Annotated in this window: 24 protein-coding genes; 15 read left to right on the top strand and 9 right to left on the bottom strand. The window is 72.1% G+C overall.

Features of this window, described 5'->3' with window-relative positions; all coding sequences use genetic code 11:
* The first annotated feature begins 3 nt into the window (after positions 1–3).
* From ACFC0D_RS13615 to ACFC0D_RS13605, 3 genes are all read left to right on the top strand, one after another.
* Entirely contained in the window at positions 4–1452 is a 1449-nt protein-coding gene (locus tag ACFC0D_RS13615) for a DUF2252 domain-containing protein (RefSeq protein ID WP_376434402.1), read from the top strand.
* Between the two features lie 102 nt (positions 1453–1554).
* On the top strand, positions 1555–2442 hold the full coding sequence (locus tag ACFC0D_RS13610; RefSeq protein WP_376434400.1) for a hypothetical protein: 888 nt from the start codon (positions 1555–1557) through the stop codon (positions 2440–2442).
* A gap of 43 nt (positions 2443–2485) precedes the next feature.
* Complete coding sequence (locus ACFC0D_RS13605) at positions 2486–2830, top strand: rhodanese-like domain-containing protein (protein ID WP_329118527.1); 345 nt, start codon at positions 2486–2488, stop codon at positions 2828–2830.
* A gap of 7 nt (positions 2831–2837) precedes the next feature.
* Here ACFC0D_RS13605 and ACFC0D_RS13600 read toward each other — a convergent pair whose 3' ends face one another.
* The 6 genes from ACFC0D_RS13600 to paaA all read right to left on the bottom strand — a co-directional run bounded on the left by ACFC0D_RS13600 (position 2838) and on the right by paaA (position 7668).
* On the bottom strand, positions 2838–3971 hold the full coding sequence (locus tag ACFC0D_RS13600; protein ID WP_376434433.1) for an acyl-CoA dehydrogenase family protein: 1134 nt from the start codon (positions 3969–3971) through the stop codon (positions 2838–2840).
* Positions 3972–4050: 79 nt separating this feature from the next.
* On the bottom strand, positions 4051–5139 hold the full coding sequence (locus ACFC0D_RS13595; protein ID WP_376434398.1) for a 2Fe-2S iron-sulfur cluster-binding protein: 1089 nt from the start codon (positions 5137–5139) through the stop codon (positions 4051–4053).
* Positions 5140–5637, bottom strand: a complete 498-nt coding sequence (gene paaD / locus ACFC0D_RS13590) for a 1,2-phenylacetyl-CoA epoxidase subunit PaaD (protein WP_376434396.1) — start codon at positions 5635–5637, stop codon at positions 5140–5142.
* Positions 5631–6356: a 1,2-phenylacetyl-CoA epoxidase subunit PaaC gene (gene paaC / locus ACFC0D_RS13585; protein WP_376434394.1), complete on the bottom strand. Its 726-nt coding sequence runs from the start codon at positions 6354–6356 to the stop codon at positions 5631–5633. Before paaC ends, paaD begins: the two co-directional genes overlap by 7 nt.
* A complete protein-coding gene (gene paaB / locus ACFC0D_RS13580; protein ID WP_315893767.1) occupies positions 6353–6640 on the bottom strand; it encodes a 1,2-phenylacetyl-CoA epoxidase subunit PaaB in 288 nt (95 codons plus the stop codon). The genes paaC and paaB overlap by 4 nt, the downstream gene beginning before the upstream one ends.
* Complete coding sequence (gene paaA / locus ACFC0D_RS13575; protein WP_376434391.1) at positions 6637–7668, bottom strand: 1,2-phenylacetyl-CoA epoxidase subunit PaaA; 1032 nt, start codon at positions 7666–7668, stop codon at positions 6637–6639. The genes paaB and paaA overlap by 4 nt, the downstream gene beginning before the upstream one ends.
* Before the next feature lie 126 nt (positions 7669–7794).
* On the opposite strand from paaA, the gene ACFC0D_RS13570 reads away from it, so the two are divergent.
* Genes ACFC0D_RS13570 through ACFC0D_RS13560 form a run of 3 tightly spaced genes read left to right on the top strand, consistent with a single transcriptional unit; the run spans position 7795 to position 10528 of the window.
* Positions 7795–8523 carry a DUF5819 family protein gene (locus ACFC0D_RS13570; RefSeq protein WP_376434389.1) on the top strand — a complete coding sequence of 243 codons (729 nt, stop codon included), beginning with the start codon at positions 7795–7797 and terminating at the stop codon, positions 8521–8523.
* On the top strand, positions 8520–9851 hold the full coding sequence (locus tag ACFC0D_RS13565; protein WP_376434387.1) for an HTTM domain-containing protein: 1332 nt from the start codon (positions 8520–8522) through the stop codon (positions 9849–9851). Before ACFC0D_RS13570 ends, ACFC0D_RS13565 begins: the two co-directional genes overlap by 4 nt.
* Positions 9848–10528, top strand: coding sequence for a TrmH family RNA methyltransferase (locus ACFC0D_RS13560; protein ID WP_376434385.1), 681 nt, complete (start codon positions 9848–9850; stop codon positions 10526–10528). Before ACFC0D_RS13565 ends, ACFC0D_RS13560 begins: the two co-directional genes overlap by 4 nt.
* Before the next feature lie 20 nt (positions 10529–10548).
* Here ACFC0D_RS13560 and paaN read toward each other — a convergent pair whose 3' ends face one another.
* A complete protein-coding gene (paaN, locus tag ACFC0D_RS13555) occupies positions 10549–12246 on the bottom strand; it encodes a phenylacetic acid degradation protein PaaN (RefSeq protein ID WP_376434383.1) in 1698 nt (565 codons plus the stop codon).
* Positions 12247–12508: 262 nt separating this feature from the next.
* Between paaN and ACFC0D_RS13550 the strand changes: the two genes are divergently transcribed.
* Both ACFC0D_RS13550 and ACFC0D_RS13545 read left to right on the top strand, forming a co-directional pair.
* Positions 12509–14008, top strand: a complete 1500-nt coding sequence (locus ACFC0D_RS13550) for a 3-hydroxyacyl-CoA dehydrogenase (RefSeq protein WP_376434431.1) — start codon at positions 12509–12511, stop codon at positions 14006–14008.
* Positions 14005–14598, top strand: a complete 594-nt coding sequence (locus ACFC0D_RS13545) for a TetR/AcrR family transcriptional regulator (RefSeq protein ID WP_329118546.1) — start codon at positions 14005–14007, stop codon at positions 14596–14598. The genes ACFC0D_RS13550 and ACFC0D_RS13545 overlap by 4 nt, the downstream gene beginning before the upstream one ends.
* Before the next feature lie 65 nt (positions 14599–14663).
* Here the strand turns inward: ACFC0D_RS13545 and ACFC0D_RS13540 are convergent, their stop codons facing one another.
* A complete protein-coding gene (locus ACFC0D_RS13540; protein ID WP_376434380.1) occupies positions 14664–15209 on the bottom strand; it encodes an Lrp/AsnC family transcriptional regulator in 546 nt (181 codons plus the stop codon).
* A gap of 177 nt (positions 15210–15386) precedes the next feature.
* Between ACFC0D_RS13540 and pdhA the strand changes: the two genes are divergently transcribed.
* The 7 genes from pdhA (at position 15387) to ACFC0D_RS13505 (ending at position 23499) form a co-directional block, all read left to right on the top strand.
* Positions 15387–16547, top strand: coding sequence for a pyruvate dehydrogenase (acetyl-transferring) E1 component subunit alpha (gene pdhA, locus ACFC0D_RS13535; RefSeq protein ID WP_376434429.1), 1161 nt, complete (start codon positions 15387–15389; stop codon positions 16545–16547).
* A complete protein-coding gene (locus ACFC0D_RS13530) occupies positions 16547–17575 on the top strand; it encodes an alpha-ketoacid dehydrogenase subunit beta (RefSeq protein WP_376434378.1) in 1029 nt (342 codons plus the stop codon). The genes pdhA and ACFC0D_RS13530 overlap by 1 nt, the downstream gene beginning before the upstream one ends.
* On the top strand, positions 17575–18897 hold the full coding sequence (locus ACFC0D_RS13525; RefSeq protein WP_376434376.1) for a dihydrolipoamide acetyltransferase family protein: 1323 nt from the start codon (positions 17575–17577) through the stop codon (positions 18895–18897). The genes ACFC0D_RS13530 and ACFC0D_RS13525 overlap by 1 nt, the downstream gene beginning before the upstream one ends.
* Before the next feature lie 94 nt (positions 18898–18991).
* On the top strand, positions 18992–19885 hold the full coding sequence (locus ACFC0D_RS13520) for an NTP transferase domain-containing protein (protein WP_376434374.1): 894 nt from the start codon (positions 18992–18994) through the stop codon (positions 19883–19885).
* Positions 19882–21423, top strand: coding sequence for a molybdopterin-binding protein (locus ACFC0D_RS13515; RefSeq protein ID WP_376434372.1), 1542 nt, complete (start codon positions 19882–19884; stop codon positions 21421–21423). The genes ACFC0D_RS13520 and ACFC0D_RS13515 overlap by 4 nt, the downstream gene beginning before the upstream one ends.
* A 20-nt stretch (positions 21424–21443) precedes the next feature.
* The gene (locus ACFC0D_RS13510; RefSeq protein WP_376434427.1) at positions 21444–22502 is read left to right on the top strand and encodes a potassium channel family protein; all 1059 of its coding nucleotides are present in this window, start codon (positions 21444–21446) and stop codon (positions 22500–22502) included.
* Positions 22503–22512: 10 nt separating this feature from the next.
* Positions 22513–23499: an NAD(P)H-quinone oxidoreductase gene (locus ACFC0D_RS13505; RefSeq protein ID WP_376434370.1), complete on the top strand. Its 987-nt coding sequence runs from the start codon at positions 22513–22515 to the stop codon at positions 23497–23499.
* Between the two features lie 87 nt (positions 23500–23586).
* Here ACFC0D_RS13505 and ACFC0D_RS13500 read toward each other — a convergent pair whose 3' ends face one another.
* The gene (locus ACFC0D_RS13500) at positions 23587–24132 is read right to left on the bottom strand and encodes a bacterial proteasome activator family protein (RefSeq protein ID WP_376434368.1); all 546 of its coding nucleotides are present in this window, start codon (positions 24130–24132) and stop codon (positions 23587–23589) included.
* Between the last annotated feature and the right edge of the window lie 10 nt (positions 24133–24142).

The following is a 24142-nucleotide window of genomic DNA, read 5'->3' as shown; positions in this document are numbered from 1 at the left end:
CCCATGGGCGAGATCCGGGCAGCCGTACCGGAACAGCGAGGCACGGACAGCGGACGCGTTCCGCACGTGCCCGGGTTCGCACATCGCGCAGCCGCAGGGGCGACGGACACACCCAAGGAAGAGGGCAAGGCACTGCGCGAGCGCGTCCCGCGCTCCACCCACAGCACGCTCGCCCTCACCGATGACCGGCCCGACGCCGTCCGCGCCGTCGAGGAATCCAGCCGCGACCGCGTGAAGGAACTCGCACCGATACGCGTCGGCAGAATGGCCGCCAGCCCCTTCGCGTTCCTGCGCGGCTCCGCCGGACTCATGGCCCACGACCTCGTCGGCTCCCCCGTCACCGGCGTCGCCGCCCAGATATGCGGCGACGCCCACGCGGCCAACTTCGGCCTCTACGGGGACGCACGCGGCCGCCTCGTCATCGACCTCAACGACTTCGACGAGACCGTCGTCGGCCCCTGGGAATGGGACCTCAAGCGACTCGCCACCTCCCTGGTGCTCGCCGGACGGGAAGCGGGAGCGAGCGAGGACACCTGCCGGGCCGCCGCCTTCGACACCGTCGGCGCCTACCGACGCACGATGCGCCTGCTCGCCAAGCTGCCCGCCCTCGACGCCTGGAACGCCATCGCCGACGAAGAACTCGTCTCCCACACCGACGCCCGCGACCTGCTCGGCACCCTCGAACGGGTCTCGGAGAAGGCCAGGAACAACACCAGCGCACGCTTCGCCGCCAAGTCGACCGAGTCCGTGACCGACACCGAAGGCGGAGGCCGGCGCTTCGTGGACGCACCGCCGGTACTGCGCCGCGTACCGGACCAGGAAGCCGCGGCGGTCGCCGCCTCCCTCGGCGACTACCTGGCCACCGTCTCCGAGGACCGGCTGCCGCTGCTCGCCCGGTACGCCATCCACGACGTCGCCTTCCGCGTCGTCGGCACCGGCAGCGTCGGCACCCGCTCCTATGTCGTGCTGCTCCTCGACCACCGGGGAGAGCCCCTGGTCCTCCAGGTGAAGGAGGCACGGCCCTCGGCCCTGCTCCCCCACCTCCCGGCCGTCGGCTTCGCCGTCCCGGACCCGGGCCACGAAGGACGGCGTGTCGTCCTGGGACAGAAGCGGATGCAGGTCGTCAGCGACATCCTGCTCGGCTGGACCACCGTGCAGGGGCGCCCCTTCCAGGTGCGCCAGTTCCGCAACCGCAAGGGCAGCGTCGACCCGGCCGCCCTCACGCCGGACCAGGTCGACGACTACGGCCGTATGACCGGCGCCCTGCTGGCCCGCGCGCACGCCCACAGCGCCGACCCGCGCCTGATAGCCGGCTACTGCGGAAAGAACGAGGAGCTCGACGAGGCGATCGCCGCCTTCGCCGTCGCGTACGCCGACCGCACGACGGCAGACCACACCGACCTGGTCACAGCGGTGAACAACGGCCGTATAGCGGCCGAGCTCGGAGTATGACGGCCGACGCCTGCCCGACCACGGGCTGACGTCGCCGACGGGGGGACGGGGGCGGGGGGAGGGAGGGGGGAGGGGCCCCCGACGGGATCGTAGGCTGGTGGGGTGACGGACCGGAGCGAGGACGTGGGCGTGGACCAGGACGTGGACCCGGACGCGGGCGCAGGTGCGGGCGAGGACGAGGGCGCGGGTGCGAGCCCGCGTGGTGACGCCGGTGCGGAGCGGCCCGAGGCTCGGCTGGAGAAGGCCGTGCGGGTCGCCGAGCAGGCGCTGATCGAGTTCGAGATCGCGGTGGAGACGTTCCGGGTCGAGGTGGACAACTTCTCCCGGCTGCATCACCAGCGGCTCGGCCCGATGTACACCCGTCTCGACGAGCTGGACGCGCAGATCGCCGAGGCGCGGGCGGCCAGGACCGGGGATCCGGAGGATCTGCGGCGGGCTCAGGAGGCGCGGGCGGTCGTGATGCCGATGCCCGGCGTCGAGGAGCTCTTCCACGACTGGATCGACTCGGACGGGCTGTCTCCCGAGGCCGCCGCGATGCTGACCGAGCAGCCGGTGCAGCCGCCGAAGCGGGTCCGGCCCGGCGAGGAGGCCCGGAAGCTGTATCGCGAGCTTGCCCGGCAGGCCCACCCGGATCTGGCGCGGGACGAGGACGAGCGCAAGCGGCGCGATGCCTTCATCACACGGGTGAACGCCGCGTACGCGCGTGGTGACGTCGCGCTGCTGCGCGAGCTGTCCGCCGAGTGGGCCGCGGGTCCCGTGCCGGAGGAGGAGCGGCTCAGTGAGAGCGAGGAGCTGTACGCGCGCCTCGAGTGGCTGACGCAGCGCAAGGAGCTGTTGACGCTGGTGGCGCGGGAGCTGGAGGACAGCGCGATCGGCGCGATGCTGCGGATGGCGCCCGACGACCCGGACCAGCTGTTGGAGGAGATCGCCGAGCAGCTGCTGGCGCAGGTGTCCGAGCGTGAGGCGGAGCTGGCCGCACTGGTGCAGTAGGTTTTCGTCAGAGCTCGGTTCTGAATGAGAGAAGGCCTGTCCCATGAACTTCGCCCCGCTGCCCTCGGTGGAAGCGGCCTCTGTGCCGGCCGATGCCCTGGTGCTGGATGTCCGGGAGGACGACGAGTGGGCGGCCGGTCATGTCGTGGACGCGCTGCATGTGCCGATGAGTGATTTCGTGGCGCGGTTCGGTGAGGTGACCGAGGCGGTGGCCGATGGCCGTCGCGCGTATGTGATGTGCCGGGTGGGTGGCCGTTCGGCGCAGGTCACGCAGTATCTGGTGCAGCAGGGGATCGACGCGGTGAACGTCGACGGCGGGATGCTCGCCTGGGACGGTGCCGGGCGGCCGGTCGTGGGGAACGACGGCAGCCCGGGCTTCGTCCTGTAGGGGCGGTTCAGCCGAGGGGGTGGGCGGCCAGTAGGTCGCCGAGGGCTTCCTCGTGGGCGGCGGCGGGGCCGAGGGCGAGTTCGAGCTGTTTGGCCCAGGCGTGGTAGCGGTGAAGGGGGTAGTCGGTGTCGGCGCCGAAGCCTCCGTGGAGGTGTTGGGCGGTCTGTACGACGCGGCGGACGCCTTCGGATGCCCAGATCTTGGCGACGGCGATGTCCGCGGCGGGGGGCAGTGGTCCGCCGGCTCCGGTGCTGATGCGCCAGGCGGCCTGCCAGAGGGTGACTTCCATGGCGCGCAGGTCGATGTAGCGGTCGGCGGCCTGGACGGCGACGGCCTGGAAGGTGGCCACGGGGTGGCCGAACTGTTCTCGTTTGCCGGTGTACTGGCTCGTCATGGTGAGGACGTTCTCGCCGAGGCCGAGGGCGAGGGCGCAGGTTCCGGTGGCGAGGACGCCGCGTAGCCATTCCCAGGCGCCGTGGGTGTCGATGACGTCGGCGCTGTCGAGGCGTACGGAGTCGAGGTGGAGTTCGGCGAGGAGTTCGCCGCTCGTGGAGTACTGCTCGGCGAGGGTGAGGCCGTCGTGGGTGCGGGGGAGCAGCGCGAGGACGGTGTGTCCGTCGGTGGTGTGGGCGGGGACGGCGATGCGGTCGGCGCCGTGGGCCCAGGGGACGGCGCTCTGGAGGCCGTCGAGGATCCAGTCGGTGCCGTCGCGGTGGGCGGTGACGGCGAGTTCGGCGGGGTCGTGGCCGGTGCGGCCGTTGGCGGCGGCGGTGAGGACGAGTTCGCCGCGGCCGACGCGGGGGAGGAGATCGGCTGCTGTGTCCTCGGTGGCGTAGCGCTGGATGGTCATGGCGACCGCGCTGGTCTCCAGGAGGGGTACGCGGGCGAGGACGCGGGCGGATTCGCGGAGGACGAGGCAGAGGGTGATGGTGTCGAGGCCGGCTCCGCCGTGGTCGGGGGCGAGGACGAGGCTGAGCAGGTCGGAGGCGGCGAGGCGGGACCAGAGGGGTCGGTCGAAGTCGTCGGCGACGGCGTGGGGGGTGAGCGCTGGGCTCGGTACGCCGTCGGGTGTGACGTCGGAGAAGACCGCTTTGGCCGCTTCGACGGCCGCCTGCTGTTCTTCGGTGAAGGTGAAGTCCACGGCCATGCCCTCCCGTTGCCGATCTGACGGATCGTCAAGATAGAACAGGTTCTAGGGGAAGGGAATGGCCGCGGGGCCTTCAGCGGTCGAAGTCGAGCTCCACTTCCGCGGTGGCCGGGTGGGACTGGCAGGCCAGGACGTATCCGGCCTCGGTCTCTTCCGGCTCCAGGGCGAAGTTGCGGTCCATACGGACTTCGCCGTCGACGAGGAAGGCACGGCAGGTGCCGCACACTCCGCCCTTGCAGGCGTAGGGGGCGTCGGCGCGGGCGCGGAGGACGGTGTCGAGGAGTGTCTCGCCTTCCTCTACCGGCCAGTTGCCGGAGCGGCCGTGCAGGGTGGCGGTGAGGGTGGCGTGGACGGGTGCGTCGGCGCGGGGTGCCGGGGCGGGTGCCGAGCCGTCGTCGACGTGGAAGATCTCCTGGTGGATCCGGGTGCGCTCGACGCCGAGTCCGCGCAGGGCGTGTTCGGCGCTCTGGACGAGGCCGAACGGGCCGCACAGGAACCAGCCGTCGATGTCGGCGACCGGCAGGAGTGCGGGGAGCAGTCCGGTGAGTCGTTCCTGGTCGAGGCGTCCGGACGGGAGGCCCGCCTGCTGCTCTTCGCGGGAGAGCACGGTGACGAGCTGGAAGCGGTCGGGGTAGCGGTCCTTCAGGTCGGCGACCTCGTCGAGGAACATCGTGGAGGACGCGGTGCGGTCGCTCCGCACGAGGCAGAACCGGGCGTCCGGTTCGGCTGCGAGGAGGGTCGCCGCCATCGAGAGGACCGGGGTGATGCCGCTGCCGCCGACGATGGCGGCGAAGCGTCCGGGGCGGGGGGCGAGAGTGAAGCGGCCCATGGGTTCCATGACCTCGACGGTGTCGCCGACGGCCAGTTCCTTGAGGGCGTACGTGGAGAACTCGCCGCCGTCGACGAGCCGGATGCCGACGCGCAGGACGGGGTCCCGGCCCGTGGGGGTGGCGGCGGCGCAGATCGAGTAGGTGCGGCGGATCTCTTCGCCGTCCTGGGAGGTGCGGCGCAGGGCGAGGTGCTGGCCGGGGGTGTGGCGGTAGGCCTCGCTCAGCTCGGGCGGGACGACGAAGGTGACGGCCACCGAGTCGTCCGTGAGCTGCTCGACCTCGCTCACCCGGAGCGGATGGAACCCGGCCCGTCCGGAGCGTGAGGACACCATCTACAACTCCTTGAAGTGGTCGAACGGTTCGCGGCAGGCCGTGCAGCGGCGCAGCGCCTTGCATGCGGTGGAGGAGAACCGGCTGAGCAGTTCGGTGTCGGTGGAGCCGCAGTTCGGGCAGCGGATCGCCAGGGTGAGGGCGACGGGTCCGCCGGCGGGGCCCTGGGGGCGGGGCGGGGCGATGCCGAACTCGGCGAGTTTGCGCCGTCCTTCGTCGCTGATGTCGTCCGTCGACCAGGCGGGTGCGAGGACGGTGACGACGGTGACGTCGGGCACGCCGTGCTCGTGCAGCGCGTGCTCGATGTCGCTGGACATCGCTTCGATGGCGGGGCAGCCGGTGTACGTGGGGGTCAGCTCGACCTCGACGCGGCCCGGGCCGAGGACCTGGACGCCGCGTAGGACGCCGAGTTCCCCGAGGGTGAGGACGGGCAGCTCGGGGTCGGGAACGGCGCCGGCGATCCGGCTCAGCTCCTGCTCCAGGCCCGTCATGGTCACCATGTCGCCCCCGGGTGGCTGCGGTGCAGGTGCTGCATTTCGGCGAGCATCCGTCCGAAGGGCTCGGTGTGCAGGCCCTGCCGGCCGGCTCCCGCGGCCCAGGCGCCGGTGGTGGGTCCGCTCGGGACGGTGAGGGTGGCCTTTTCGATGACGGCGGTGACGGAGTCGAGCCAGGCGCTCTGCAGGGCTTCGTGGTCGACGTCGAGGCCGTCGACGGGCTGGAACAGCTCGCCGGTGTAGCGCCAGAGTGCGTCGCAGGCCCGCTGCATCCGGTCGTGGCTCTCGGGGGTGCCGTCACCGAGACGCAGGGTCCAGTGTTCGGCGTGGTCCTGGTGGTAGGCGACTTCCTTGACGGCTTTCGCCGCGAGTCCGCTCAGGGGTCCGTCGCCGGTGGCCAACTGGCCGTAGAGAAGCCGCTGGTGGGTGGAGAAGTAGAGCTGGCGGGCGATGGTGTGGGCGAAGTCGCCGTTGGGCTGCTCGACCAGTTGGGTGTTGCGGAAGGCCCGTTCCTCGCGGAGGTAGGCGAGCTCGTCCTCGTCGCCGACGAGGGAGAGCAGGATGCGTGCCTGGCCGAGCAGGTCGAGCGCGATGTTCGCGAGGGCGACATCCTCTTCCAGCACGGGCGCGTTGCCGGCCCATTCCCCCAGGCGGTGGGAGAGGACGAGGGCGTCGTCTCCGAGGGCGAGGGCTGCGGCCGCGGTGGCGGTGGTCTGTGCGGTCACAGGTGCTTCACTCCCTCGGGGATCTCGTAGAAGGTCGGGTGGCGGTAGGGCTTGTCGGCCGACGGCTCGAAGAAGGGGTCCTTCTCGTCGGGCGAGGAGGCGGTGATCGCGGCGGAGGGGACCACCCAGATCGAGACGCCTTCGCTGCGGCGGGTGTACAGGTCGCGGGCGTTGCGCAGGGCCATCTCGGCGTCCGGCGCGTGGAGGCTGCCCGCGTGGGTGTGGGACAGTCCGCGGCGCGAGCGCACGAACACCTCCCACAGGGGCCATCCGTCGGTGGTCATGCGCCTGCCTCCCCGTGCTTCTGCTGCTGTGTGTGCTTGTCGGCGTATGCCGCGGCGGCTTCCCTGACCCAGGCGCCGTCCTCGTGGGCCTGGCGACGCTTGTCGAGCCGCTGTTCGTTGCAGGGGCCGTTGCCCTTGAGGACGTCCCAGAACTCGGCCCAGTCGATGGCACCGAAGTCGTAGTGCCCGCGCTCTTCGTTCCACCTCAGGTCCGGGTCGGGGAGGGTGAGCCCGAGGGCTTCGGCCTGGGGGACGGCGATGTCGACGAAGCGCTGGCGCAGCTCGTCGTTGGAGTGGCGCTTGATCTTCCACGCCATGGACTGCGCGGAGTGCGCCGACTCGTCGTCCGGGGGGCCGAACATCATCAGGGAGGGCCACCACCAGCGGTCCACCGCGTCCTGGGCCATGGCGTGCTGGGCCTCGGTGCCGCGGGAGAGGGCGAGCAGGGCTTCGTAGCCCTGGCGCTGGTGGAAGGACTCCTCCTTGCAGACGCGGACCATCGCGCGGGCGTACGGGCCGTAGGAGCAGCGGCAGAGCGGGACCTGGTTGGTGATGGCGGCGCCGTCCACGAGCCAGCCGATGGCGCCGACGTCGGCCCAGGTCAGCGTGGGGTAGTTGAAGATCGAGGAGTACTTCTGGCGGCCGGAGTGGAGCTTGTCGAGGAGCTCGTCGCGGCTGGTGCCGAGGGTTTCCGCCGCGCTGTACAGGTACAGCCCGTGGCCGGCTTCGTCCTGGACCTTGGCCATGAGGATCGCCTTGCGGCGCAGTGAGGGCGCGCGGGTGATCCAGTTGGCCTCGGGCTGCATTCCGATGATCTCGGAGTGCGCGTGCTGCGCGATCTGGCGGACGAGCGACGCGCGATAGGCGTCGGGCATCCAGTCGCGTGGCTCGATGCGCTCGTCGGCGGCGACGGCGGCGTCGAACACCGCCTCGTAGGCGGCCTGGGTCGCCGCCGTGGCCGCGTCCCGCACGGACTGTGTGTCCTGTGCGCCCGCGGTCGCAGCTGTCGCTGACGTCCCTGTGGTCATCGGACCCCCTAGCGCGCCGGCCTACCGACCGATCGTTCGGTTGAATGACTTCAATGGTCGGTCGGCGGCCCGTATGGTGTCAACCCTGTGGATAACTGCGGTGCACGGATCGGGGATCGGGGCGGGATGGACTCGTACGACGACGCGGGCGCGCGCGAGGCGCGCCCAGCCACCGGACGGGAGCCCCGCACGGGCCCCGGGATCGCCTCGCTCTCGCTTCCGTACCAGGTCACCGCGGCGGTCGCGCTCGCCGCCGTCGGCGTCTTCGCCCTGGTTCATCTCGTGATGGTGTTTCTGCACGTCGCGCCGTCGAACACGCTGACCAAGCAGCACGGAGCGGTCGTCGACGACTGGATATATCCCGAGTTCGAGCAGAACTGGAAGCTCTTCGCGCCCAACCCGCTCCAGCAGAACAACGCCGTCCAGGTCCGCGCCGAGGTCGCCGCCGCCGACGGCTCACGGCGCACCACCGACTGGATCGATCTGACCGCGCAGGACACCGAGGCCATCCGCGGCAGCCTCCTCCCCAGCCACACGGAGCAGAACGAGCTCCGCCGGGCGTGGGACTTCTACCTGAACACCCACACCGAGGACCACCGGCCCGAAGGCCTGCGCGGCCGGCTCTCCGAGAGCTACGTCCGCCGGATCGTCATGCTCCGCCTCGACGAGCAGCGCCTCGACGGCGCGGTGGAGCGGATCCAGCTGCGCTCCACCGTTCGCGCCGTCCCGGCCCCGTCGTGGAGCACCGAGAAGACCGCCACGGACCCCGTCCACCGGGAGTTCCCGTGGTGGAAGATATCCGCCGCCGATCTGCCCGGCGGAGTTCGGCACGACCGTACGGAGGCGGCCCGGTGAACCAGCCCTCCCCGAACCAGGTCCCCGAGAACCAGGTCGCCGAGACCCACGCCCCCGTGCACCAGGCCCCGACCCCCGGCGTCCACGCTGCCCCGGGTGAGTACGCCGCTCCCGGCCTGCCCCCCGAGCCCGTCGACCGGCGGCTCGCGCGGGCCATCCAGCGGGTCACGGCCAGTGCCCTCGGGCCGTACCAGAGCGCGATCATCCGGATCGGCTTCTCGCTCACCTGGCTGCTCTTCCTGCTCCGCGAGCTGCCCCACCGACATGAGCTGTACGGCCCCGACAGTCCCTGGTCGTGGGAGATGGGCCGGCAGCTGATCGCCGACAACAGCGCCTTCACGGTACTGATGTGGTCGGACGGCGGGCTCTGGTTCGAGCTCGTCTACGCGATCGCCGTGCTCTCCGCCGCCCTGCTGCTGGTCGGCTGGCGCACCCGCGCCATGTCCGTCGTCTTCATGGTCGGCGTGCTGTCCCTGCAGAATCGCTCCGTCTTCGTGGGCGACGGCGGTGACAACGTCATCCACCTCGCCGCGATCTACCTCGTCCTGACCCGCTGCGGCCAGGTCTGGTCCCTGGACGCCCGCCGGGCGGCCCGCGAGGCCCGTGACGCGGCCGACGGTCTGCCGCCCCGCCGCGACGTCGTCGGACCGCTGCTGTGGGTGGTGCTCGGCGGCTTCCTGCTCGCCGCCACGTACTTCCTCGGTGCCACCGGCTCCACATGGCTGCTGGTGCTGCTGTGGGTGCTGTGGCTGGCGCAGGCGCTGTGGTGGGCGGTGTGCCGCTACGCCCCGGGCGAGCCGCGCACACTCCTCGACGTCCTCGCCAATCTCGCCCACAACGCGACCCTCGTCGTGATCATGGCCGAGGTCTGTCTGATCTACGCCACGGCCGGCTGGTACAAGATCCAGGGTTCGCGCTGGCAGGACGGCACCGCGCTGTACTACCCGCTCCAGCTGGACTACTTCACTCCGTGGCCCGCGCTCTCCGACTTCCTCGGCTCCAGCGGTGTGATGGTCATGGTCCTGACGTACGGCACCGTGATGATCCAGGTCGCGTTCCCCTTCGCCCTGTTCAACCGCAAGGTCAAGAACGTCCTGCTGGTGGCGATGATGCTGGAGCACGCCGGGATCGCGCTGCTGCTCGGACTGCCCCTGTTCTCGCTCGCGATGATCTCCGCGGACGCGGTGTTCCTGCCGACGGCGTTCCTGGTCTGGCTGGGCGCGCGGGTGGGGCTCGGCCGGGACCGGCTGCTGTCCCGCACGCGTGGCAAGGTGCCCGATCAGCGCCGTTCGAGTGAGGAACCCGCCGCCCGTACCCTCGTGGGGTGAGCACCGCAGAACAGTCCGAGCCGATCCAGTACGACGAGGGGTACGCCCCCGAGGTCGGTGTCGGGCCGCATCCGCTGCCCTGGCCGGACGGCGAGCGCTACGACCCCGAGCTGCTGGCGGGCGGGGACCGGCGCAATGTCGTCGACCGGTACCGGTACTGGACGCGGGAGGCGGTCGTCGCCGACCTGGACACCCGTCGGCACGACTTCCATGTCGCGGTGGAGAACTGGGGCCACGACTTCAATATCGGGTCGGTGGTGCGGACCGCGAACGCCTTCCTGGCGAAGGAGATCCACATCGTGGGTCGCCGGCGCTGGAACCGGCGCGGAGCGATGGTCACGGACCGCTACCAGCATGTGCGCCACCACCCGGACACCGAGTCGCTGACCGCGTGGGCCGCGGCCGAGGGCCTGCCGATCATCGGGATCGACAACCTGCCGGGCGCGGTGCCGCTGGAGCGCACCGTGCTGCCGCGGCGCTGTGTGCTGCTCTTCGGCCAGGAAGGGCCGGGTCTGACCGAGGAGGCCCGCAAGCACGCGGAGATGGTCTGCTCGATCGCCCAGTTCGGTTCGACCCGTTCGATCAACGCGGGGGCCGCGGCCGCGATCGCGATGCACGCCTGGGTGCAGCGGTACGCCGAGATCGAGGGTCCGGAAGGGCTCGCGGAGACCCCGTAGGGCCTCCGCGAGACCGTGGCTCACGCCTGGCGGCGGACCTCCACCACCCGGAAGCGGTTGGCGACGAACGCCGCGTCGCACAGGGCCGCGTTCGCGGCCGGGTTTCCGCCGGAGCCGTGGAAGTCGGAGAACGCCGCCGTCTGGTTGACGTAGACCCCGCCCGTCAGGTTCAGCGAGAGCTGGGCCGACTCCTCGAGGCAGACCTCCTCGACGGCGCGCTCGGTGTCGGCCGAGGTGGTGTACGCCCCGACCGTCATCGCGCCCTTCTCACGGACCGTGCGGCGCAGCAGCTCGAGGGCGTCGGCGGTCGAGTCGACGGAGACGGCGAAGGACACCGGGCCGAAGCACTCGGAGAAGTACGCGGCGTCCGCGTCGGGCTTGGAGCCGTCCAGCTTCACGATCACCGGCGTACGGACGACGGCGCCCGGGAAGTCCGGGTTCGCCACCTCGCGGGAGGTCAGCGCCACCTCGCCCAGGCCGGCCGCGGCCTCCAGGCGCGCCTTCACGTCCGGGTTGACCAGCGCGCCGAGCAGGGCGTTCGCCCGGGCGTCGTCGCCCAGCAGGCCGCCCACCGCCGCCGCGAGATCGGCGACCACCTCGTCGTACGACTTGGTGCCCGCGTCGGTGGTGATGCCGTCGCGGGGGATCAGCAGGTTCTGCGGGGTCGTGCACATCTGGCCGCTGTACAGGGACAGCGAGAAGGCCAGGTTGGAGAGCATGCCCTTGTAGTCGTCGGTGGAGTCGACGACGACCGTGTTGACGCCCGCCTTCTCCGTGTAGACCTGCGCCTGGCGGGCGTTGGCCTCCAGCCAGTCGCCGAAGGTGGTGGAACCGGTGTAGTCGATGATCCGGACCTCGGGGCGGACGGCCAGGGTCTTGGCGATGCCCTCGCCGGGCCGCTCGACGGCCAGCGCGACCAGGTTCGGGTCGAAGCCGGCCTCGGCGAGGACCTCGCGGGCCACGCGGACCGTGAGCGCCAGCGGGAGGACGGCCCGGGGGTGGGGCTTGACCAGGACCGGGTTGCCGGTGGCCAGGGAGGCGAACAGGCCGGGGTAGCCGTTCCAGGTCGGGAAGGTGTTGCAGCCGATCATCAGCGCGATGCCGCGGGCGACCGGGGTGAACTCCTTGGTCAGCTCCAGCGGGTCCCGCTTGCCCTGCGGCTTGGACCAGTGGGCGGCGCCGCCGGGGGTGCGGGTCTGCTCCGCGTACGCGTACGCCACCGCCTCCAGGCCGCGGTCCTGCGCGTGCGGGCCGCCGGCCTGGAACGCCATCATGAAGGCCTGGCCGCTGGTGTGCATCACCGCGTGCGCGAACTCGTGGGTGCGGGCGGAGATCCGGGCGAGGATCTCGATACAGACCAGGGCACGGACCTCGGGTCCGGCCTCGCGCCAGGCGCCCATGCCGGCGCGCATCGCGGGCAGCAGGACGTCGATGTCGGCGTGCGGGTACTCCACGCCGAGCGCCGGGCCGTACGGCGAGACCTCGCCACCGGTCCAGCCGTCCGTGCCGGGCTGGTCCAGCTCGAAGCGGGTGTCGAGCAGAGCCTTGTACGCGTCGAGACCGGCGGCGGCGTCCAGCGAGCCGTTCTCGCCGTAGGCCTTCGGGTGCTCGGGGTGGGGCGACCAGTAGGCACGGGTGCGGATCGTGTCGAGAGCCTGGTCGAGTGTGGACCGGTGCTTCTCGGCCAGAGCGTCGGTGGTCAGCTGAGCGGCGGCCATGGCAGGACCAACTCCTCGTTGAGCTGGGCAGGAAGGGACGGACAGAGTTAGAGTAACCGAACGATCGGTCGGGACAAGGGGGTCTGTCGAAGCTGTGGACAACCCATCGGGGAGGATCAGTCGCATGACCGCCAATGTGAGCGACTCCGCGCCGGACGCCGTCCCGGGTTCCGCGCCGAAGCCCGCGCCGGTTTCCGTGCCCGAGCCCGGCACCGACGCCATCGACCGGAGCCGGACCGTCGCCGTCGTCGGCACGGGGACCATGGGCCAGGGAATCGCGCAGGTCGCCCTGGTCGCCGGCCATCCCGTCCGGCTCTACGACAGCGCGCCCGGCCGGGCCGAGGAGGCCGTGACGGCCCTCGCCGCCCGCCTGGACCGCCTCGTCGAGAAGGGGCGGATGGACCGGGCCGAGCGCGACGGAGCCGTCGCGCGGCTCCACGCCGCGGCCGAGCTGACCGAGCTGGCCGACGCCGCGCTCGTCGTCGAGGCGATCGTCGAGCACCTTCCGGTCAAGCAGCAGCTCTTCGGCGAGCTCGAGAAGATCGTCGGCGACGACACCCTGCTCGCCACCAACACCTCCTCCCTCTCCGTCACCGCGATCGCGGGAGGGCTGCGACTGCCCGGCCGGTTCGTCGGGCTGCACTTCTTCAACCCGGCCCCGCTGCTGCCGCTCGTCGAGGTCGTCAGCGGCTTCGCCACCGACGAATCCGCCGCCACGCGCGCGTACGAGACCGCGAAGAGCTGGGGCAAGACGCCGGTGCGCTGCGCCGACACCCCCGGGTTCATCGTCAACCGGATAGCCCGGCCCTTCTACGCGGAGGCGCTGCGGGTGTACGAGGAGGGCGCGGCCGACCCCGCCACCATCGACGCGGTGCTGCGCGAGTGCGGCGGCTTCCGGATGGGCCCCTTCGAACTGACCGACCTCATCGGCCAGGACGTCAACGAGGCCGTCACCCGGTCCGTGTGGGAGTCCTTCTACCAGGACCCCAAGTTCACGCCGTCCCTCGCCCAGCGGCGCCTCGTCGAGTCGGCGCGGCTCGGCCGCAAGTCGGGGCAGGGCTGGTACCCGTACGGGGAGGGTGCGGCGGCCCCCCGGCCGCACACCGCGCCCCCGGCCGAGCCGCCGGCCTCCGTGACCGTCCAGGGCGACTTCGAGCACATGCGCGACCTGGTGGCGCGGATCCAGGAAGCCGCGATCCCGGTCGACTTCGGCAACGAAGGCGTGCCCGGCTACCCGGGCTGGATCGAGCTGCCGAGCGGCACCCGGCTCTTCCTCGCCGACGGGACCTCGGCCGACGAGGCCGCGATGCCGGTCATCCACTTCGACCTGGCGCTGAACTTCTACACCTGCGAGCGGATCGCGCTCGCGCCCTCGGCCACCGTGGACGACAGCGCCCTCCAGGAGGCGATCGGCCTCATCCAGGCGGCGGGCAAGGCGGTCAGCGTCATCCGCGACATCCCCGGCATGATCGTCGCCCGTACGGTCGCGATGCTCGCCGACTTCGCCTTCGACGCCGCCGCGCGCTCGGTGGCCGAAGGCGACGACATCGACACCGCGATGCGGCTCGGCGTGAACTACCCGCGCGGGCCCCTCGCCTGGGGTGAGGAGCTGGGCGCCGGCTGGGTCCTCGAGATGCTGTCGAACCTCCACGAGGAGTACCCGACGGGGCGCTACGCCCCCTCGCAGGCGTTGCTCCGCCGGGCCGCCGCCGAGCGGGTCGCCGCCGAGGCGGCCGCGGCCGCGCAGGAGGCGAAGGCATGACCACCGCGAAGCGCGACACGTACACCCCCGAGACGCTGCTCTCCGTCGCCGTACGCGTCTTCAACGAGCGCGGCTACGACGGCACGTCCATGGAGCACCTCTCCAAGGCCGCGGGGATCTCCAAGTCCTCGATATACCACCATGTCGCGGGCAAGGAGGAGCTGCTGCGGCGGGCCGTCAGCCGGGCCATCGACGGGCTCTTCGCGATCCTCGACGAGCCGGGCGCGGGGCGCGGGCGGGCCATCGAACGGGTCGAGTACGTCACCCGGCGCACCGTCGAGGTGCTGATGGCGGAGCTTCCCTACGTGACGCTGCTGCTGCGGGTCCGGGGCAACACCGACACCGAGCGGTGGGCGATGGAGCGGCGCCGGGAGTTCGACCAGAGGGTCGCCGAGCTGCTGAAGGCGGCCGTGGCTGACGGTGACCTGCGGGCCGATGTGGACATCAAGCTGGCCACGCGACTGCTCTTCGGCATGATCAACTCGCTGGTGGAGTGGTACCGGCCGCTGCCGGGCGCCGACGCGGTCCGTGAGCAGCTCGCCGACACCGTGGTCCATCTCGCGTTCGACGGGCTGCGTACGGCCCGCTGAAGCCGTCCGGGGCCCGCTCAGCGGCCCCGTACGGGCCCACCGCTCTGCGGCCCCGTACGGGCCTCTCAGTGGTCCGGGTCGAGGTCCGTCTCCTCGAAGACCAGCAGTGTGCGGGTGGAGAGCACCTCGGGGATGGACTGGAGCTTGGTGAGCACCAGCTCGCGCAGGGTCCGGTTGTCGGGGGTGTGGACCAGCAGGAGGACGTCGAAGTCCCCGCTGACCAGCGCGATGTGCGCGGCCCCCGGCAGTGCCTGGAGCTGCTCGCGCACGGTGCGCCAGGAATTCTGGACGATCTTGAGCGTGATGTAGGCGGAGGCGCCCTGGCCCGCGCGCTCGTGGTTGACCCGGGCGCTGAAGCCGCGGATCACCCCGTCGTCGATGAGCCGGTTGATCCGCGCGTAGGCGTTGGCCCTGGACACATGCACCCGCTCGGCCACGGAGCGTATCGAGGCGCGACCGTCCGTCTGGAGGATGCGCAGGATGTCGCGGTCGATGGAGTCCAGCGGGCGCGCCGGAGGGCCCTGGGGCACCTGTGACGCCCCGCCGGGCGCATTGCCCGGCGGCTGGGCGAGCTCCCGCTCCCAGCTCTCGGCCATTTGTTCATCCGCCATGTCCCCCCGCCTCTCTCCCATGGACGACATGCTTCCATCCCAGGCTGTGGAGAACCGATTGTCCACAGGCTGAGGGTGCCTGTAGCCAAAATGCCTCCACGACCGAACAATCGGTAGGTGAGGCGCGCCACACCCGCGCCACCCGCCTTCGGGTCTTATGCCCGCTCCCACGAGGAGGTGGACTCGTTGCAACAGCGCAGTTCGACAGTCCAAGAGCCGCCCGGTGCCACCCCTGTCTACCGGCCCACCCCGCCCCCGGCGTGGAAGCCGCGCACCGACCCGGCCCCCCTGCTGCCCGACGCCGAGCCGTTCCGTGTCCTCGGCACGGACGCGGTTGCCGCCGCCGACCCCGAGCTGCTGCGGCGGCTCTACGCGGAGCTGGTGCGCGGTCGGCGGTACAACGCGCAGGCCACGGCCCTCACCAAGCAGGGCCGGCTCGCCGTGTATCCGTCGACGACCGGCCAGGAGGCCTGCGAGGTCGCGGCCGCGCTGGCCCTGGAGGACCGGGACTGGCTCTTCCCCTCGTACCGCGACACCCTCGCGGCCGTCGCCCGCGGCCTGGACCCGGTCCAGGCGCTGACGCTGCTGCGCGGCGACTGGCACACCGGGTACGACCCGCGTGAGCACCGCATAGCGCCGCTGTCCACGCCTCTCGCCACCCAGCTCCCGCACGCGGTGGGCCTGGCCCACGCCGCCCGGCTCAAGGGCGACGACGTGGTCGCGCTCGCCATGGTCGGCGACGGCGGCACCAGCGAGGGCGACTTCCACGAGGCGCTGAACTTCGCGGCCGTCTGGCAGGCCCCCGTGGTCTTCCTGGTGCAGAACAACGGCTTCGCGATCTCCGTGCCGCTCGCCAAGCAGACCGCGGCGCCCTCCCTGGCCCACAAGGCCGTCGGCTACGGAATGCCCGGCCGGCTCGTCGACGGCAACGACGCCGTCGCCGTCCACCAGGTGCTCACCGAGGCCGTGGCACGTGCGCGCCGGGGCGGCGGACCGACGCTGATCGAGGCGATCACGTACCGCATCGAGGCCCACACCAACGCCGACGACGCCACCCGCTACCGCGGCGACAGCGAGGTCGAGGCGTGGCGGGCACACGACCCGATCCTGCTCCTGGAGCGGGAGTTGACGGAGCGCGGGATGCTCGACGAGGACGGAAAGCGGGCCGCGGCCGAGGCCGCCGAGACGATGGCGGCGGCGCTGCGCGAGCGGATGAACGCCGAGCCGGTGCTCGACCCGATGGATCTCTTCTCGCACGTCTACGCCGAGCAGACCACCCAGCTGCGCGAGCAGGCCGCGCAGCTGCGTGCCGAGCTCGACGCCGAGAGCGAGGCGTGATGACGACCCAGGTGGCGGCGGCCAAGGCCGCCAAGCCCGCGAAGCCGGCCACGATGGCGCAGGCGCTGCAGCGGGCCATGCGGGACGCGATGGCCGAGGACCCGACCGTCCACGTCATGGGCGAGGACGTCGGCACGCTCGGCGGTGTCTTCCGCGTCACCGACGGCCTCGCCAAGGAGTTCGGCGAGGACCGCTGTACGGACACCCCGCTGGCCGAGGCCGGCATCCTGGGCACCGCCGTCGGCATGGCGATGTACGGGCTGCGGCCGGTCGTGGAGATGCAGTTCGACGCCTTCGCCTACCCGGCGTTCGAGCAGCTGATCAGCCATGTCTCGCGGATGCGGAACCGCACGCGCGGCTCGATGCCGATGCCGATGGTGATCCGGGTGCCGTACGGCGGCGGGATCGGCGGCGTCGAGCACCACAGCGACTCCTCCGAGGCGTACTACATGGCGACCCCGGGCCTCCATGTCGTCACCCCGGCCACCGTCGAGGACGCGTACGGGCTGCTGCGGGCGGCGATCGCCTCCGACGACCCGGTCGTCTTCCTGGAGCCCAAGCGGCTCTACTGGTCGAAGTCCGACTGGTCGCCCGAGGCGCCCGCGCAGGTGGAGCCGATCGGCAAGGCCGTCGTGCGGCGCCGCGGCACCAGCGCCACGCTGATCACGTACGGCCCGTCCGTGCCGGTCTGCCTGGAGGCCGCCGAGGCCGCCCGGGCCGAGGGCTGGGACCTGGAGGTCGTCGACCTGCGCTCGCTCGTGCCGTTCGACGACGAGACCGTCAGCGCGTCGGTGCGGCGCACCGGACGTGCGGTCGTGGTGCACGAGTCGGCCGGCTTCGGCGGGCCGGGCGGGGAGATCGCCGCCCGCGTGACCGAGCGCTGCTTCCACCACCTGGAGGCACCCGTCCTGCGGGTCGCCGGGTTCGACATCCCGTACCCGCCGCCCATGCTGGAGCGGCACCATCTGCCGGGCGTGGACCGGGTGCTCGACGCGGTGGCGCGGCTGCAGTGGGAGGCGGGGAGCTGATGGCCCAGGTGCTCGAGTTCAAGCTGCCGGACCTCGGCGAGGGGCTGACCGAGGCGGAGATCGTGCGCTGGCTGGTGAACGTCGGCGACGTCGTCGCCATCGACCAGCCCGTCGTCGAGGTCGAGACCGCCAAGGCGATGGTCGAGGTTCCCTGTCCCTACGGCGGGGTGGTGACCGCCCGCTTCGGTGAGGAGGGCACCGAACTGCCCGTCGGCGCACCGCTGCTCACGGTCGCCGTGGGCGGAACGGAAGCTCCCGTGGCGGCGCCCGCGAAGTCCGGGGCGGCCGCCGAGGACGCCGAGTCCTCGGAGTACTCCGGCAATGTGCTCGTCGGCTACGGCACGGCGGGGCCGGCGGCGCGCAGGCGCCGCGTCCGCAAGGACACCGCTCCGGCGGCCCCCGTCGCCCAGGTGGCGGCGCCCGTGAAGCCGGTGCTTCCCGAGGGACCCGTGCCGGTGATCTCCCCGCTCGTTCGGAAGCTTGCCCGGGACAAGGGGCTCGATCTGCGCGAGGTGCGCGGATCAGGTCCGGCCGGACTGATTCTGCGGGCCGACGTGGAGTCGGTCCTGGCCGCCACCGAGCGCCCGGCACCTGCTGCTGCCGCGCCGTCGCCCGTGGCCGTCGTCGCCGCCGGAGGCGAGCGTGTTCCGCTGCGCGGAGTCCGCGGCGCCGTGGCCGACAAGCTCTCGCGCAGCCGTACGGAGATCCCGGACGCGACCTGCTGGGTCGACGCCGATGCCACCGAGCTCATGGCGGCGCGGGTCGCGATGAACGCGGCGGGTGGGCCGAAGATCTCGCTGCTCGCGCTCCTCGCCCGGATCTGCACCCATGCCCTGGCCCGTTTCCCGGAGCTCAACTCCACGGTGGACACGGCGGCCCGGGAGATCGTCCGGCTGCCGTCGGTGCACCTCGGTTTCGCGGCGCAGACCCCGCGCGGACTCGTCGTCCCGGTGGTTCGGGACGCGGGTACGCGCACGGCGGAGTCGCTGACGGAGGAGTTCGCGCGGCTGACCGAGTCCGCCCGGCAGGGGACGCTGACGCCGGCGGACCTGACCGGCGGGACGTTCACGCTGAACAACTACGGGGTGTTCGGGGTCGACGGATCGACGCCGATCATCAACCACCCGGAGGCGGCGATGCTCGGGGTGGGCCGGATCATCCCCAAGCCGTGGGTCCACGAGGGGGAGCTGGCCGTCCGCCAGGTCGTCCAGCTGTCGCTGACCTTCGACCACCGTGTCTGCGACGGCGGCACCGCGGGCGGGTTCCTGCGCTACGTCGCGGACTGTGTCGAGCGCCCCGCGGTCCTGCTCCGCACGCTCTGACGGCCCCGTCCCCGGATCGGCCGCCTGTCTCCGTACGTGAGACGGGCGGCGATCTTCGGGGTCGTACCGGGCGGGCGCGGATCATACTGCTGGGATGACGACCGTGTATGACGCCATCGTGCTCGCCGGGGGTGCCGCGAAGCGGCTCGGCGGGGCGGACAAGCCCGCGGTGCGGGTCGGGGGCCGGGCGCTGCTCGACCGGGTCCTCGCGGGCTGCCGGGGCGCCGGGCGCACCGTGGTCGTCGGCGGTCGGCGGACGACTGTCCGCCCCGTGGTGTGGGCCAGGGAAGAGCCGCCCGGTGGAGGGCCGTTGGCCGCGCTCGACGCCGGGGTGCGCGAGGTGGACGCCGACACGGCGCTCGTCCTCTCCGCCGACCTGCCGTTCCTCGACGAGGGCACCGGTCGGCAGCTCCTGGCCGCCCTGACCGCCGCGCCCGACGCCGAGGCCGCGCTGCTGGTGGACGCCGACGGCCGGGACCAGCCGCTCGTGGCCGCCTACCGCACCGAGGCACTCCGGCGTGAGCTGGCTCTCATCGCCGGCGCGCATGGCACCCTCGCCGGCCTCCCGCTGCGTCTGCTCACGGGGGAGCTCCACATCGTCCGGGTCGCCGCGGAGCCCCTCGCCTCCTTCGACTGCGACACCTGGGAGGACATTGCCGCGGCCCGGGCCCGCATCAGGGAGCATGGGAACGTGCTGGACGAATGGATCACCGCAGTCAAGGACGAGCTGGGCATCGAGATCGACGTCGACACCGGCGTGCTGCTCGATCTGGCCCGGGACGCCGCCCACGGGGTCGCCCGCCCCGCCGCGCCGCTGACCACGTTCCTGGTCGGGTACGCGGCGGCGCAGGCGGCAGGTGCCGACGGCGGCCCCAAGGCGGTCGCCGAGGCCGCCCGCAAGGCCGCCGCCCTCGCCAACCGCTGGGCCGCCGAAGCGGAGCAGGCCGAAGCAGGGCAGGGCGAAGCAGGGCAGGGCGAAGCCGGATGACCCCACAGGAGCGGGCGGCCGGGTCCGGGACCGGCCCGGAGGCCGCCCCCGAGCCCGAGAGCGACGGCAGCGACGAGGCCCTCGCCCTCGTCGCCCCGCCGCGCGCCGCCGAATCCCGACGCGCCGAATCCCGACCCGCCGAGCCCCGCGCCGCCGAGTCCGGGTCGGCAGAACGGTCCGCCGGGCGGCCCGCCGGGCAGTCCGCCGACCCCGCGTCCGCCGATCAGCGCCCCGGCGACCGCCATTCCGGCCCGTCCGACTCCGGCCCGTCCCACCCCGGCCCGTCCCGCTCCTCCGATCCCCACCGCGCCACCGCCTGGCCCGCCGCCCGGGCGGCCGCTGCTCGGGCCGGGGCCGCGATCGGATCCGGTCGCGAACCCCGCCGTACGCCCCTCGGACAGGCCCTCGGCCAGGTCCTCGCCGAGCCGCTCCGCGCGCTCACCGATCTGCCGTCCTTCGACACCTCCGCCATGGACGGCTGGGCGGTCGCGGGACCCGGCCCGTGGAAGATCCACGAGGAGGGCGCGGTTCTCGCCGGCCACGCTCCGCTTGCGCCGCTCGCCGACGGCACGGCGGTACGGATCGCCACCGGCGCACGCGTCCCGCCCGAGACCACAGCGGTCATCCGCAGCGAACACGCCCGCACGGACTCCGGCGGCCATCTGCACGCCCGGCGCGAGGTCCTGCCCGGCCAGGACATCCGCCCCCGCGGACAGGAGTGCCGCTCCGGCGACCGGCTGCTGCCCGCCGGGACGGCGGTGACCCCCGCCGTCCTCGGCCTCGCTGCCGCCGCCGGCTACGACGAGCTGGCGACCCTGCCCCGCCCCCGTGTGGAGGTCCTCGTCCTCGGCGACGAGCTTCTGACGGCCGGACTCCCCCACGACGGTCTGATCCGGGACGCCCTCGGCCCCATGCTCGGCCCCTGGCTGAACGCGCTCGGCGCCGACGTGCTCGCCACCCGGCGGATCGGCGACGACGCCGACGCCCTGTACGCCGCCGTCACCGGTTCCGAGGCCGACCTCGTGATCACCACCGGGGGCACGGCCGCGGGGCCCGTCGACCACGTCCACCCGGTCCTCGCCAAGGCCGGAGCCGTGCTCCTGGTCGACGGTGTGAAGGTCCGCCCCGGCCATCCGATGCTGCTCGCCCGCCTCGACGGCGGCCGGCACCTGGTCGGCCTGCCCGGCAACCCCCTCGCCGCAGTCTCCGGACTGCTCACGCTGGCCGAGCCGCTGCTGGGTGCCCTCGCGGGCGCCCCGGTCCCGCCGCCGTACAGCGTGTCCGTACGGGACGAGGTCCAAGGCCACCCGTACGACACCCGGCTCGTCCCGGTCGCCCACCGGGGCGACGAGGTCGTGCCGCTGCACTACAACGGCCCGGCGATGCTCAGGGGCATCGCCGCCGCGGACGGGATGGCCGTCGTGCCGCCCGGGGGCGCGCGGTCGGGGGACGCACTGGAGATCCTCGACCTCCCCTGGCCGGTGGCCCCGGGCCAGGCACCAGGACAGGGTGCGTCCCAAGGAGCGTGTTTCACGTGAAACTTCCCAGCCGTGACGTCATGGCCCGGAACGCGGACGAGAAGACGTCTCCGTCCCGGATCCGGATGCCCCGGCGCATCGTCGAGAAGCCTCTGCGGCAGGTGACCAGACGGCTGCTGATGGCCCTCGGCGTGCTGACCCTGACCACCTTGATCGTCTATTTCGATCGCGACGGCTACCACGACAACGCCGACGAAACCCTGGACTTCCTCGACTGCGCCTACTACGCGACCGTCACCCTCTCCACCACGGGATACGGCGACATCGTCCCGTACAGCGACTCGGCGCGGCTCATCAACATTCTGGTGATCACGCCCTTGCGCGTCCTGTTCCTGATCATCCTGGTCGGCACCACTCTCGAGGTCCTCACCGAACGGACCCGGGAGGAGTGGCGGCTGAACCGCTGGAGGTCCACCTTGCGTGAGCACACTGTCGTCGTCGGCTTCGGCACCAAGGGCCGCTCGGCGATCCAGACGCTCTGCGCGACAGGGTTGCGGAAGGAACAGATCGTCATCGTCGACCCCTCGACGAAGGTGATCGAGACGGCGAACGCGGACGGCTTCGTCGGAGTCGTCGGCGACGCCACCCGAAGCGATGTGCTGCTCCGCGCGGAGGTCCAGAAAGCCCGTCAGATCGTCATCGCCACCCAGCGCGACGACACCGCCGTCCTGGTGACGCTCACCGCCCGGCAGCTCAACAGGGGCGCGAAGATCGTCGCCGCGGTCCGCGAGGAGGAGAACGCGCAGCTGCTGCGCCAGTCCGGTGCGGACGCCGTGATCACCAGCGCCAGCGCCGCCGGCCGGCTCCTCGGTCTCTCCGTGCTCAGCCCCAGCGCGGGCACGGTGATGGAGGACCTGATCCAGCAGGGTTCGGGGCTCGATCTGGTGGAACGGCCGGTGATAAAGGCCGAGGTGGGCAAGAACGTACGGGAGACCGAGGACCTGGTGGTCAGCGTGCTGCGCGGACACCGGCTGCTCGGATACGACGATCCCGCCGCCAGCCCACTGCAGTTGACGGACCGTGTGATCACGATCGTCCGGGCGGCGCCCGTCACCCCGCTGTCGACGCCGCCCGAGTAGCCTCGCCGCCATGCATGCGATCACGATTCCGGAACCCGGCGGCCCCGAGGCACTCGTCTGGGCCGAGGTGCCCGATCCCGTGCCCGGCGAGGGCGAGGTCCTCGTCGAGGTGGTGGCGAGCGCCGTCAACCGTGCCGATCTGCTCCAGCGACAGGGCTTCTACGACCCGCCGCCGGGCACCTCCCCGTACCCCGGCCTCGAATGCTCGGGGCGCATCACCGAGCTCGGGCCGGGGGTGTCCGGCTGGTCCGTCGGCGACGAGGTGTGCGCGCTGCTCGTGGGCGGCGGTTACGCGGAGAAGGTCGTCGTGCCCGTCGGCCAGCTGCTGCCGGTACCGGACGGGGTGGACCTGGTCACCGCCGCGGCGCTGCCCGAGGTCACCAGCACCGTCTGGTCGAACGTCTTCATGATCGCCCACCTGCGGCCCGGCGAGACGCTGCTGGTGCACGGCGGTGCGAGCGGCATCGGCACCATGGCGATCCAGCTGGCCAAGGCCATCGGCGCACGGGTCGCCGTCACCGCCGGCGGCCCCGAGAAGCTGGCGCGCTGCGCCGAGCTGGGCGCGGACATCCTCATCGACTACCGCGAGCAGGACTTCGTCGAGGAGCTGCGCAAGGCCACGGACGGGGCCGGGGCGGACGTGATCCTCGACATCGTCGGAGCGAAGTACCTGGATCGCAATGTGAAGGCCCTCGCGGTCAACGGACGCCTGGCGATCATCGGGATGCAGGGCGGGGTGAAGGGCGAGCTGAACCTCGGCGCCCTGCTCGCCAAGCGTGCCGCGATCACCGCGACCACGCTGCGTGCCCGCCCGCTGCACGAGAAGGCGTCCATCGTCGCCGCGGTGCGCGAGCATGTCTGGCCGCTGATCGGCGCGGGCACGGTACGCCCCGTGGTCGACCGTACGGTGCCGATGCCCGACGCCTCCGAGGCCCACCGGGCACTGGACTCGGGCTCGCACGTGGGCAAGGTCCTGCTGCTGGCCCCGCGGGCCTGACCCGCTCCAAGGGTTACCTGTACGTGGAAGGGCCCGGCACACACGCGTGTGTGCCGGGCCCTTCCCCTGCGACAGGCGACCTACGGCCTACAGGTACGGCCCCGAGCGGATCGCGTGCCCGTGGCCCTGGTCGTCGTCATCGTCGTGCGGCGCACCCGGCGGAAGCGCCCGGCGCATCTGCTCCAACTGGGCACGGGCCGCCATCTGCTGGGCGAACAGCGCCGTCTGGATTCCGTGGAAGAGGCCCTCGAGCCAGCCCACCAACTGGGCCTGCGCAATGCGCAGTTCCGCCTCGGAGGGGATCGCCTCGTCCGTGAACGGCAGGGAGAGACGCTCCAGTTCCTCGACCAGCTCGGGCGCGAGCCCGTCCTCCAGCTCCTTCACGGAACTGGCGTGAATGTCCTTGAGCCTGACGCGGCTGGCCTCGTCGAGAGGTGCCGCGCGTACTTCCTCCAGGAGCTGCTTGATCATGCTGCCGATGCGCATGACCTTCGCAGGCTGCTCGACCATTTCCGTCACCGGGACCTCGCGGGATTCGTCGTCACCCTGAGTGCCGCCGAGCGCCATTCCGTCCTGTCCCACGATGAGGACCTGGGGGCTCTCCTGCGACCGTTCATTCCTCGGCATCTCCATGCCGCCATTC

The sequence above is a fragment of the Streptomyces sp. NPDC056222 genome (assembly GCF_042264065.1).
Taxonomy (GTDB): Bacteria; Actinomycetota; Actinomycetes; order Streptomycetales; family Streptomycetaceae; genus Streptomyces.
The sequence above is the reverse complement of the archived record's forward strand: the minus strand, read 5'-3'. Positions and strand labels throughout refer to the sequence as shown.